The sequence below is a fragment of the Nocardiopsis sp. N85 genome, from assembly GCF_028882275.1.
Lineage (GTDB): Bacteria > Actinomycetota > Actinomycetes > Streptosporangiales > Streptosporangiaceae > Nocardiopsis > Nocardiopsis lambiniae.
Map to the genome: position 1 here is coordinate 228,299 of NZ_JARBUT010000002.1, position 12,175 is coordinate 240,473.

General features: G+C 71.8%; 8 protein-coding genes. 1 reads left to right on the top strand and 7 read right to left on the bottom strand.

Annotation, left to right across the window (positions count from 1 at the left end; genetic code table 11):
* Nucleotides 1–117: 117 nt before the first annotated feature.
* The 7 genes from PWG71_RS05020 to PWG71_RS05050 all read right to left on the bottom strand — a co-directional run bounded on the left by PWG71_RS05020 (nucleotide 118) and on the right by PWG71_RS05050 (nucleotide 10,720).
* Nucleotides 118–900: an amino acid ABC transporter ATP-binding protein gene (locus tag PWG71_RS05020; protein WP_274808320.1), complete on the bottom strand. Its 783-nt coding sequence runs from the start codon at nucleotides 898–900 to the stop codon at nucleotides 118–120.
* The gene (locus PWG71_RS05025; protein WP_274808321.1) at nucleotides 897–1,745 is read right to left on the bottom strand and encodes an amino acid ABC transporter permease; all 849 of its coding nucleotides are present in this window, start codon (nucleotides 1,743–1,745) and stop codon (nucleotides 897–899) included. Before PWG71_RS05025 ends, PWG71_RS05020 begins: the two co-directional genes overlap by 4 nt.
* 1 nt (nucleotide 1,746) lies before the next feature.
* Entirely contained in the window at nucleotides 1,747–2,616 is an 870-nt protein-coding gene (locus tag PWG71_RS05030) for an ABC transporter substrate-binding protein (protein WP_274808322.1), read from the bottom strand.
* Nucleotides 2,617–2,742: 126 nt separating this feature from the next.
* A complete protein-coding gene (locus tag PWG71_RS05035; RefSeq protein ID WP_274808323.1) occupies nucleotides 2,743–5,055 on the bottom strand; it encodes an ATP-binding SpoIIE family protein phosphatase in 2,313 nt (770 codons plus the stop codon).
* A gap of 143 nt (nucleotides 5,056–5,198) precedes the next feature.
* Nucleotides 5,199–5,900 carry a metal-dependent transcriptional regulator gene (locus PWG71_RS05040; protein WP_274808324.1) on the bottom strand — a complete coding sequence of 234 codons (702 nt, stop codon included), beginning with the start codon at nucleotides 5,898–5,900 and terminating at the stop codon, nucleotides 5,199–5,201.
* A gap of 603 nt (nucleotides 5,901–6,503) precedes the next feature.
* Complete coding sequence (pdxH, locus tag PWG71_RS05045) at nucleotides 6,504–7,157, bottom strand: pyridoxamine 5'-phosphate oxidase (protein ID WP_274808325.1); 654 nt, start codon at nucleotides 7,155–7,157, stop codon at nucleotides 6,504–6,506.
* Nucleotides 7,158–7,216: 59 nt separating this feature from the next.
* Complete coding sequence (locus tag PWG71_RS05050) at nucleotides 7,217–10,720, bottom strand: hypothetical protein (protein WP_274808326.1); 3,504 nt, start codon at nucleotides 10,718–10,720, stop codon at nucleotides 7,217–7,219.
* Between the two features lie 231 nt (nucleotides 10,721–10,951).
* On the opposite strand from PWG71_RS05050, the gene serC reads away from it, so the two are divergent.
* Nucleotides 10,952–12,073: a phosphoserine transaminase gene (serC, locus tag PWG71_RS05055; RefSeq protein WP_274808327.1), complete on the top strand. Its 1,122-nt coding sequence runs from the start codon at nucleotides 10,952–10,954 to the stop codon at nucleotides 12,071–12,073.
* Nucleotides 12,074–12,175: the final 102 nt, after the last annotated feature.

The following is a 12,175-nucleotide window of genomic DNA, read 5'->3' on the forward strand; positions in this document are numbered from 1 at the left end:
GGTGACGAATGGGGATGCGGGGGTCCCGGCCGTTTCGATGACACCAGGGCGGACCGGGCCCGCGCAACGGGGGCAACCGGAAGTTCCCCGCGCGTTCGACGAACGCACGGGGAGGGGTCACAGTCGTCCGGCGTCGATGATGCGTTGGAGGAACCGTCGCGTCCGGGGTTGTTCCGGTTCGCCCAGTACCCGTTCGGGCGGCCCCTGCTCCAGGACGCGCCCGCCCTCCAGGAAGCAGACGGTGTCGGCGACCTGGCGGGCGAACCCCATCTCGTGGGTGGCCAGCAGCATGGTCATGCCGTCCTCGCGGAGCCCCCGCACCAGGTCGAGCACCTCCCCCACCAGTTCGGGGTCCAGGGCACTGGTGATCTCGTCCAGGAGGAGCAGCCGCGGCCCGTTGACCAACGCCCGCACGATCGCCACCCGCTGCTGTTGGCCACCGGAGAGCCGGTCGGGGTATTCGGCGGCCTTGTCGGCCAGCCCCACCCGCTCCAGCAGTTCCCGGGCCTTGTCCTCCGCCTCGCGACGGGGCCGCCGATGCACCCGGCGCGGTGCCAGGGTGACGTTGTCCAGCACGCTCATGTGCGGGAACAGGTTGAACGACTGGAACACCGTCCCGATCCGGCGCCGCACCCGGTCCGCGTCCACCCTGGGGTCGGTGATGTGCTCCCCGTCCAGGTGGATGGTGCCGTCGGTGATCGGCTCCAGCAGGTTCGCGCAGCGCAGCAGGGTCGACTTGCCCGAACCGGAGGCCCCGATGAGGACGACCACGGCGTGTTCGGGCACGTCCAGGTCCAGGCCGTCGAGGACGACGGTGCCCCGGAACTCCTTGCGGACCCCGCGCAGGCGCAGTACCGGGGCCGGGCCCTCCAGCCGGGCCGTGCGGTCCAGTTCGCTCATCGGTCCCCCTCCGCCGACTGCCGTCGCGCCGCCCGCATCGTCACCCAGTCGGTGAAGGCCACCAGCGGGATCGCCATGAGGACGAACAGCACCCCGGCGACGATGTAGGGCGTGAAGTTGTAGGTCTGCGCCGTGGCGATCTGCGCGGCGCGGATGGCGTCGATGGGTCCGGCCAGCGAGATGAGCCCGACGTCCTTCTGAAGCGCCACCATGTCGTTGAGGAGCGGCGGCGAGACCCGTCGCACCGCCTGGGGCAGCACCACCCAGCGCATCGCCTGGGGGTAGGTGAGGCCGAGGGAGCGGGCCGCGGCGATCTGGCTCGGGTGCACCGACTCGATGCCGGCCCGGAACACCTCGGCGATGTAGGCGCCGTAGGTGAGGACCAGCGCGATCCCGCCGAGCACCAGCACGCTCGGGGTGTTCTCCAAACGCAGTCCGGGCACCCCGAACGCCATCAGGTACAGCACGATGATGAGCGGAGCGCCCCGGAAGCCGTAGGTGTACCCGGTCGCCAGCGCGCGCAGCGGGAAGAACACCGGACCGCGCAGGGTCCGCAGGATCGCCGTGATCAGCCCGAGGGCGAGCGCTCCGAGGGCGCAGAAGAAGAGCAGTCGCACGTTGAGCCACAGCCCGGTGAGCACCGCGGGCAGGGCGTCCCGGGCCACCGCCGCGTCGAAGAAGGTGTCGCGCACCCGTTCCCAGCCGGGCGAGCCGACCACGACGGTCACCAGGGCGGCGCCCAGCAGAGCGGTGGAGACCGCTCCGATGAGCACCGACCGCACACTCTGGCGACGGCGCAGCGCGGCCCGCTCGACTTCGAGGGGAGTGGGGATCCGTTCGGTCACGTCAGCCCAGTTCGGGTGCGTCGGCGGCCTCGGCCAGCCACTCCTGTTCGAGGTCGGCCAGCGTGCCGTCCTCGCGCAGGGCGTCCACGGCCGCGCTGACGCAGTCCGTCAACGGCGAGTCCAGGTCCAGGACCAGGCCGAAGTGCTCGGTCTCCGCTTCGAGCAGGGGGAGCTGCCCGACGATGACGGCGTCCTCCAGCTCGGCGGCGGTGATGTAGAACGCCGTGGGCAGGTCGAAGACGACCGCGTCCACCTGGCCGTTCTCCAGTGCCTGCTTGGCGTCGTCGTTGTTGTTGTACACCAGCGGTTCGACCTCGGGGTCGATCGTCTCGACGAGGGTCTCGTAGCTGGTGGTCCCGACCTGCGCGCCGATGGTGAGGCCGGCCAGATCGGCCGCCGAGGTCGCGCCGGCGGCCTCGGAGTCGCCGAGCGCGACGACGGCCTGACGGACGTCGTAGTAGGGGCTGGAGAAGTCGACCGCCTTCGCCCGCTCCTCCGTGATGGAGAACTGGTTGATGTCGAAGTCGAAGTCCTTGGGGCCGGGCTGGATGGCGCTGTTGAACGCCACGGTGGTCCATGTGACCTGTTCGGCGGTGTAGCCGAGCTCCTCGGCGACCGCGTGGGCGACGGCCGACTCGAAGCCCTCCCCGTTGGTGGGGTCGTCGTCGGCGAACCACGGCGGGTAGGCGGGGCTGTCGGTGCCGACGGTGAGCACGCCCTCGGCGAGGGTGGGCAGGTCGCCGGGGACGCATTCGGCGGCGTTCCCGGGCTCGGGGGCCGCCGCGTCGTCGTCGGCGGGGGCGCACGCGGTCGCCATGAGGACGGCGCCGACGACGAGCGGAACGAACATGGACGGGGGACGGGAGGTCATCGGCTCACTCCGTGGTGAACGGGGGACGGGATCCGTACAAATTACCTACCTGATCGGTGGCGAATCCACGTCTTTTCGATCACGGCACGGGGAGGAACCGGACGGTCACACGTCAGGACCGGACGGTCACCCGGAGGCGGAGTGCTCCTCGATCGCCTCGGGCACCCCGCCCTCCTCCGCGGCCGAGGGCTCCTCGGGGGTGTGCATGGGCATCTCGAACCAGACCGCCTTGCCGTCGGGGGTCGGTCGCGATCCCCAGCGGGTGGCCAGCTGCTCCACGAGGTACAGGCCCCGGCCGCCCTCGTCGTCGGCGGCCGCGCTGCGGATGCGGGGCAGCCGCAGATCGTGGTCGAAGACCTCCACCCACACCCGGGAGGCTCCCCGGCGCAGGCGCAGCAGGAACTCCTTCTCGTCGGCCTCCGCGTCCGCCTCGTCGGCCTCGGCGACCTCGTCGAGAAGGTCGCTCCAGTCCTCGTCGAACTCGTCGAAGGAGGCGGACCCCTCGAAGGGCGTCTCGGAGTCGCGCACCCCGTTGCCGGTGAACTCCCGGTGGACGGGGTGCGGGGTGGCGTGGATGACGACGTTGGTGACGATCTCCGAGACCAGCAGGCAGGCCAGTTCGGCCTGGTCCCGGTCCATCCCCCACTCCTTGAAGGTGTCGGCCGCCAGGTGGCGGGCCTCGCCCACGGTGGAGGCCTCCGAGGGGAACCAGCCCTCGCGCAGCGCCAGCTCGTCGGAGTCGGTGCGCACGACCAGCAGCGCGGTGTCGTCGTCGAGTTCGCCCGGGACGCTGTGCACCGCCGCCTCGGCGATCTGCTCCACGTCCTTGTCGGCGACCTCGGTGACCCGCTCGGTGAGCCTGCTCAGCGCCCGCTCGGGGTCGGGGCGGCCCCCGAGGGGGGTGCGGTCGACCAGGCCGTCGGTGTACAGCAGCAGGGTCGCGCCGGTGGGCAGGCGCAGCTCCGCCTGGTGGTAGACCACGTCCTCGCCGGCACCGCCCTTGACGCGCACGCCGAGCATGCGGTCGGTGACCTCCAGGTCGAGCGCCTCCACGGAGTCGGAGGTGATGAGGAACGGGGAGGCGTGTCCGGCGTTGGCGTAGGACAGCTCACGCGACCAGGCGTCGTAGACCATGTACAGGCAGCTGACGCTCGGGATCCAGGTGCCGCCCTCGATGGGGCGACCCAGGCGGCGCACCCATTCGTCGAGTTCGCGGAGGATGTCGGCGGGTTCGCGGTCGGCCTGGGCGAAGGCCCGCAGCGCGGCGCGCAGCTGTCCCATGACGGCCGCGGCGTGCGGGCCACGGCCCTCGACGTCGCCGATGACCAGGCCCACCCGGCCGGCCGACAGCGGGATGACGTCGTAGAAGTCGCCGCCCACCTGGGTCTGGACACCGTGGCCGTGCGCCTGGAGCGGGCCGGCGGGCAGGTAGCGGGAGGCGATGGTGAGCCCGTCCAGAGGCGGGAAGTCACTGGGCAACAGGCTGTTCTGGAAGGCCAGCGCGGTGCTGCGCTCCTCCTCGAACAGGCGCGCGTTGTCGATGGCGAGCGCGACGCGGGAGGCGATGGCGCCCACCAGGTCGCGGTCGAATCCGCCGTAGGTGCTCTTCTGGCGCGGGGAGAGCCCGGAAAGGGCGAGGGTGAGCACGCCCAGGACCTCGCCCCGGGCGCGCAGCGGGGCGGCGATCGCGGAGGTGATGCCGACCTGGCGGGAGACCCGGTCGGAGCGGTTGTTGGGCGAGCTCTCGAAGAGGTAGTCACTGCTGACGACCGTCTCCAGACGGCGCAGCGCCTGGGTCACGAAGTGGCGCTCGGGGTAGCGGACCTCCTCCCCGACGTCGAACCAGGTGCGCGGCGGGGGCGTCCACCCCTCGGCGTGCACCGACACCTGTCTGACCAGTCGGTCGTGGTCGTACAGGTCGATGAAACAGTGATCGGCGAACTGGGGCACCAGGATGCCCGCCACACCGCGCACCGTGGAGTCGAACTCCAGGGAGCTGGCCAGCCGGCTGCCGATCCGCTCCAGCAGGCCGTACTGCTCCTCGACCCGCCCGCTGCGCAGGGCCTCGCGGGCGATGAGGGTGATGCCGTCGATCTCGCCGTCGTCGTTGCGCATGGGCACGGCCTGGGCGCGCACGTGGATCCAGGTGGAGTCGCCCCTGAGCACGGCGAAGGTGCCCTCCCAGGGCTCCCCGCGCAGAACGCGGCGGGCCAGCTGGGAGGCGTGCTCACGGTCGGACTCGTGAATGCCGATGTCGAGCAGGGAGAGGCCGACGTAGTCGCGGCCACCGACGAAACCGAAGAGTTCGCGCGCGAAGGGGTTCCAGTAGCGCAGGAGACTGAACCGGTCGATGACGACGATGGCGATCTGCGCCCGGTCCACGACGGCGGCCGTGGCGAGCGCGTCGCCTTCCCGGAAGGGCTCACCCCACCGTGTCATCTAGCCGCCACCTCGCCGTCATGAGCTGCACGCATGCCTGCTCCGGGTCACCCGAACGACCGCACCTTGGAGCGAGGGTAGCAACACCGTCAACGTTCTCGCAGCGCAATGTGACAATCCTGATGAGCAACCGACCTCCGATGTCACGGCTTCGCGACGAAGATGTGCCCGGCGATCGCCGAGGACAGTTCGGTGTCGGGGGCGTCCCCCCCGATCACGCGGACCCCGTCGTCGGTGGCGCGCAGCACCACCTCAAGCCCGGGCCGCACCCCCGTCTCGCGCAGGGTGCGCATGACGTCGGCGTCGGACTGGATCTGCTCGCTGATGCGTCGAACGGTGACGGTGATGTCCGCCCCGGAGGCGACGTCGATCATCGGCACGATGGAGTCGTCGGTGAACGGTTCCGGCGAGTAGTCGTCCAGGCCCAGTTCGTCCAGGCCCGGGATCGGGTTGCCGTGGGGGCACACCGAGGGCGCGTTGAGCAGCGTGACCAGACGCTCCTCCACGGCCTCGGAGATCACGTGCTCCCAGCGGCAGGCCTCGATGTGGACGTCCTCCCACGGCAGTCCGATGACGTCGACGAGGAGCCGCTCCGCCAACCGGTGCTTGCGCATGACGTGGGTGGCCAGTCGGCGGCCTTCGGCGGTCATGACCAGGTGCCGGTCGTTCTCGACCCGAAGCAGGCCGTCGCGCTCCATACGGGCCACGGTCTGGCTGACGGTCGGGCCGCTCTGGTGCAGGCGCTCGGCGATGCGTGCCCGAAGGGGGACGATGCCCTCTTCTTCGAGCTCGAAGACCGTCCGGAGGTACATCTCCGTGGTGTCGATCAGCCCGTGTGCGGTCAAGACTCCCCTCCCATGACTCTGCGCCCGGCGCACGGTCACGGCGGGCACGGCAGGTCTCTCACAACACGGGTCGGGGCGACGCGATTCCCGGAAGCCGGATCGGGACCGGGGCGTCCGCGCGACCGCGGGAGCGACCACCGATACCGCAAGCATATCGTGATGGCAAGGACCCGAAATTCCGTACGGACGCGGACCTTCGGACGGGCGACGGATCTCACCCCGCTCCGGTGTCCGGGCCGGGTGCCCCGCGTGCCGTTCACGGCCCCTCTCGAACAGCGCCGACACGTCCGGCCCGGCCGGGGTGAGCCCGGACCACCCCGCCCGGACCTCGGCGAACCCCGCAGCGTCGGCCGGCCGGGCACGACCCCTCCCCCGCGGGCCGGCCCCGGTCGCCGGATCTCCCCCGGGGCGGGCGAACGGTCGGCGAAAGGCCGCCGAACGACGAGGAAGCCCACGAGGGCGGGAACGGGCGAGGAGGCCTCGTCCCGGTGACACGGCTCGAAGAGGGCCGCCGCCCGAGGCGCGGTGCCCCGCGCCCTTTCGTCTCCACCGGTCCCGACGCGGCGGGTCACCGGGGGTCGGCGACACCGGGGAGGCGGATGCTCAGGGGGCCAGGCGGGTGATCTCCCAAGCGCCTTCCCCGTCGCGCAGGTAGCGGAAGCGGTCGTGCATGCGGTCCGCTCCGCCCTGCCAGAACTCGACCTCCTCGGGGACCAGCCGGAAGCCGCCCCAGTAGGCGGGCCGGGGGATCTCGGCGTCCTCGGGCCAGACCGTCTCGAACTCGCGGTAGAGACGGTCCAGCTCCTCGCGGTCGGCGACCGGCTGCGACTGGCGTTCACTGGCCCAGGCGCCCAGCTGGGAACCGCGCGGACGGGACGCGAAGTAACGGTCGTTCTCGGCGTCGCTCAGGCGTTCCACTCGACCGGCGATGAGGACCTGGCGGCGGACGGGGTGCCAGGGGAAGACCACGCTCGCCCGGGGGTCGGCGGTCAGGGCCAGGCCCTTGCGGGAGGCGTAGTTGGTGAAGAAACGCAGACCGGTGCGGTCGTACCCCTTCATGAGCACCGTGCGGGCCCGGGGCGCGCCGCCGGGCTCGACGGAGGAGAGCACCATGGCGTTGGGTTCGGCGAGGCCGGACTCACGGGCCTCCTCGAACCACAGGTGGAACTGGCTCATGGGGTGATCGGCGAGATCGGCACGGCGCAAGGGCGCTCCCAGGTAGGGTTCGCGCAGCTCGGCGGGGTCTGTACGGTCCACAGGGGGCATCTTCTCGCGGCGCGGCCCGCCGGCGCCACCCGCCCCTCGGGCCGCGCGCGTCACACACAGCCCGGGCCGGGGTCGATCGTGGCCGCGCTGATCCGCCCGCAGGCCGCCACAACGTGCTGGCGCAGACCGTCGGCGCCCAGCGGCCCGACCACCACGAGCTGCACCATCCGTTCGGGATGCCAGTTGCCCAGCGCGGGTTCCCCGAACGCGATGTGACCGGAGACCGCCGACAGCCCGGAGGTGTTCTGGATCCGCTCCACCAGCGCGTCGCGTTCGGCCTCGTACCCGTCGTCGGTGCCGAGGAAGGGCGAGGGCTCCACGGCGGGGCCCTCCACCGAAGCCTCCCGGGTCGTGGTGCGGTCGATACCGCGCAGTGCCCGGGAGAGCACGGTGAGGGCGTCGGCGGCGACGGCGGCGTGGGTCATCGACGGCGACCCGCCGTCGGCGGCGTCGAGATCGGCGCGGATTCCCGGGGGCCCGCCCTCCCCGTCGTCGGGGTCGGCGTACAACTCCTCCACCAGGGCCTCCGCCTCGGCGTAGAAGGCTCGCTCGCTGCCCTCGGTGTACCGACTCCAAGCCCCGCTGGCGGCCAGCGGGGTGTAGAAGACGGGGTAGCCGCCGGCCATGCCGATCGTCTCGGCGTGGTCGGTGACGAACTTGGCGATGTCGTCACCGCCGAGCACGTCGATCCCCGCCTCCACGCACATCCCCTCCTGTTGCAACTGCCGGTGGAACTCGGCGAAGTCGGTGGAGCGTCCGGCGAAGTAGATGAGGTCGGGCGGATCCTGAGCGCACACCCGTGCCAGGTGGGCGGCGAGCGACACGCCCCCGTCCTGGTAGGGCAGCACTCCGGGGACCACTCCGGTGGAGCCGTCGGCGAAACCCACCGGCGGCGGGTCGCCGCCCTCGGGGTCGGCCCAGGGTTCGCCGCCCAGCTCCCGGAACCCGGTCATGAACCGGACCGCCAGGTGGGGCCCGTAGCTCTCCCCCCTCCGGTTGTCGGCGATGGCCACGGCGGTGCGCGCGGGTTCCAGGTCCGGGGCCGGCTCCCCCTCGACCAGCTCCGTGCCGGACCACTCCACGCCGTGGTAGGCCCACGCGGCGGCCTGTTCGGCGATCCGGGAGTTGGCGGGGGCCAGGGGGAAGAAGTACTGGCCGTACTTGCCGGAGGGGTCCAGGGCGATGTCGTCGAAGGTCGCGGTGGTGCCGATCGTGGGTATCCGGGCGCCGCCCAGGACCCGGATCGCGTCGGTGGTGCCCTGGAGGCTCTGCCCGAAACCGAGGGCGGCGACGGGGCGGTCCATTCGGCGATGGGTCTCGACGGCCCGCTCGACGACCATCTCGGCGGCCTCCCGCGCGCGGGACCACCCCTGGCCGGTGTTGACCAGCATGATCTTGATCCTGGGCAGGGAGGCGTCGGCGGAGGCGTTGTGCTGGGCCTGCCGGTGGGCGATCCCGAGGAGTTCCCCCTGGACCCCGGCCAGGGTGAGGTCGTTCGCCCCGGTGGTGCTGAGCGCGCCGAAGTAGGCGACGGTGACGTGGGTCGTGTCGCGTCCCGCCTTGTCGACGGCCTCGTTCTGCTCCCGGATGTGCTCGGTCACCTCCGTCAGGCGTTCGTGGAAGACGAAGTCCCCGAAGGTGAGGCCGTAGCAGTCCCTGCCGTCCTGTCGGATGCCGACCGGGTCCCAGACCCAGCTCTGGACGCAGGGGTTCACGGGCGCCATGACGGCCGGCCCGAACGCCCAGAGCAGGAGGAGGAGCAGGGAGAGCCCCGCTCCCGTTCCGCCGATCCAGGCCGAGGCGAGGGCCCCCGCGGTGAGCACGGTCCGATCGGCGGGGCCCGGCCCGTCGAGGTCGTCGGGCGGACGGGGAACGGGAACGCTCAGGGTACGGGCGGCGCCCAGGACGCCTGCGGCGTGACGGGCGCGCAGCCACAGGGAAAGCTCCTCCTGCCTGCCGTCGGTCTCGGTGCCGGGCAGGGAGGGGTAGCGGAGCACGTTGACGTTCGGGTCCACCAGGGACGTGCCGTCCGAGGCGCGCACCTGGACGATGAGCAGCGGGTCGGGCAGGGTTCGGCGCACCCGCTCGTCCTCGATGAGCCGGACGAGGTAGCGGCCGACCCGGCCGAGACGGTCCTGGTCGACCAGGAGGACGGGGCGCTGGGCCCGGCCCCGACGCGGCGAGCGGGAGCGGGCGGAACCGCCGTGGGAGTCGGCGAGGTCGTCCAGGAGGGCGTTGACGATCAGGCGGTGGACGGCGGGCAGGGGTTCGTACCCGCGCGGCGGCCCCTCCACGGACTCGGGGCGGGGTGCGGTGGCGGCGGCGGGCGGTTCGGTCGGCGCGTCGGCGGACCGTCCGGTCGCCAGGCCGAGGAGAGGGCGGAGCAGACCGGGACGGCGGGGAACGGACGGCACGGGCCCGGGTCGGGGCGGTGTCCGATCGGCCAGGGGGTAGAGCCGACCGACGCGACCGGCCTCGCTCTTGAGCAGGTTGAGAACGTGGACACCGCGGGCGCGGTGGTCGCCGAGGGGGCGTTCCTCGTAGTCCGCGTGGTCGTCGAGCCACCGGTAGGCGCGCCAGGGGAGGAAAAGGAAGGGGGCCAGGGAGATGTGGACGATCAGGAGCAGGACGGCCGCGCCGACGGTCACCCAGTTGTTCACTCCCTGGAGGGCCGATCCGAACAGCGCGGCCAGGCCGAAGGCGCCCAGGGCGAAGGGGCCGAGGAACGCCAACGCGCCGACGACGAAGGAGAGCGGGGTGAGCAGCTTCTCGTCGAGCCGGCTGAAGGTGACCTTGGCGCTCAGCGCGGCCACCCAGATGGCGGCCCTTCGGGCGATCCGGACGTAGCCCTGGGCCCAGCGCGCCAGGAACCAGCTCCCCCGGCCCGCTTCGGCGCGGTTCGTCTCACCGGAGCGACGCGCTTCGGTGCGGATGCGCAGCAGCGCGGCCACCACGTGGATCTGGGTACGGCGGTCGGTGTCGAGTTCGAGGTCGCCCTGACCGGCGACGCTGCCCTGCATGCTCTCGTGGACGGCCCGGCGGTCACAGTCGCGCAGCCGGAGAAGGGAACGCAGACGGGCGAACCGGGGCGGAGGCGGTGGCGTGCGGACGCCCTCGGCCCCGGGGCGCGCGGCGTCGCCGGCTTCCAGGAGCGCCCGGACGAGGTCGTAGAGTTCGTCAGTGGTGGCCCACAGGTCGCGGATGTCGGGGGGTCCGTCGAGGGTGTCCCCGGCGTCGGGCGGGAGCCGCCACGGCGGCTGGTTGCCACAGCGTTCCACGAGTGCGTCGAGGAGGGCGTCGCGGTCGGCCGCGTCGTCGAGGACCAGGTCGAGCACCGGTGGGGGTTCGGCAAGGTCACCGCGCTGCACTCCGTCGTGCACGCGGACCCGCCTGCGGCGGGCCGCCCGGCGTTCCATCCGGGCCAGGCGCCGATGGCGACCGCCGCCGGGGCGTTCGCGCAGGGCGTCGAAGATCGCGAGGAAACGCGCGTCGGCCTGGGGGCCGGGTTCCTCGGGGGATCGTCGTTCCGCGGATCCGGTCGCTTCCTCGGGCACGCGCGGGCACCTCACCGATGTGTCGTGATCGTTCTGGTCACTCCCCCCGAAGCGACCTCATTAGATAACAAAAGACACCGATGTTTCACCCTTTTAAGCAGAATTGACACTGACCCATACCGGCCACTCCGGGGGGATCGTGAGGCGGTGATCCGTTCTCACGTTTTTTCACGCGTGTTAATAACACCCCTGACCGGCGACGTCACCCGTGCCACCACTACCCTGGGACGCGTGACCGAGATTCAGATTCCCGCGAACCTCCTGCCCTCCGACGGCCGTTTCGGCAGTGGCCCCTCCAAAGTCCGCCCGGCCCAGCTGGAGGCCCTGGCCTCCTCCGGATCCCGTTACCTGGGGACCTCCCACCGGCAGAAGCCCGTGAAGTCCCTGGTGTCACGGGTCCGCACCGGAGTGGCCGACCTGTTCTCCCTTCCGGAGGGGTACGAGGTCGTCCTCGGCAACGGCGGCACCACCGCGTTCTGGGACATCGCCGCGCACGGCCTGCTGCGCGAGAAGTCCCAGCACCTCTCGTTCGGCGAGTTTTCGAGCAAGTTCGCGAAGGTCGCCAAGGGCGCCCCCTGGTTGGCCGAGCCGACCGTCATCACCACCGACCCCGGCGGTCACGGTGAGGCCGTCGCCGAGGCCGGTGTGGACGCGTACGCCCTCACCCACAACGAGACCTCCACCGGTGTGGCCGCGCCGATCCGCCGCGTGGCCGGGGCCGACGAGGACGCCCTGGTGCTGGTCGACGCCACCAGCGGCGCCGGCGGTCTGCCGGTGGACATCGCCGAGACCGACGTCTACTACTTCGCCCCGCAGAAGAGCTTCGCCGCCGACGGCGGGCTGTGGCTGGCCGTCATGTCGCCCAAGGCGCTGGCCCGGGTCGAGGAGATCGCCGCGAGCGGCCGCTACATCCCCGAGTTCTTCTCGCTCACCACCGCGATCGACAACTCCCGCAAGGACCAGACCTACAACACCCCGGCCGTGGCCACCCTGCTGCTCCTGGCCGAGCAGTTGGAGTGGATCAACGGGCAGGGCGGGCTGGACTGGGCCGTGGCCCGCACCGCCGAGTCCTCCTCGACCCTGTACACCTGGGCCGAGAAGTCCGCGGTCGCCACGCCCTTCGTCACCGACCCGGCCAAGCGCTCGCAGGTCGTGGCCACCATCGACTTCAACGACGACGTGGACGCCTCGGCGATCGCCGAGGTGCTGCGCGCCAACGGCGTCGTGGACACCGAGCCCTACCGCAAGCTGGGCCGCAACCAGCTGCGCGTCGCGACGTTCCCGGCCGTCGAGCCCGCCGACGTGCAGGCGTTGACCGAGTGCGTCGACTTCGTGCTCACCCGGCTCTCCTGAGCCCTTCCGCCCCCGTCGATCTCCCGGCCACGTCCCGGCCGTGTGAAGGGGCAGAATGGAGGTCGGTCCGCCAACGGCGGGCCGACCTCCCTTTTCTCTCCT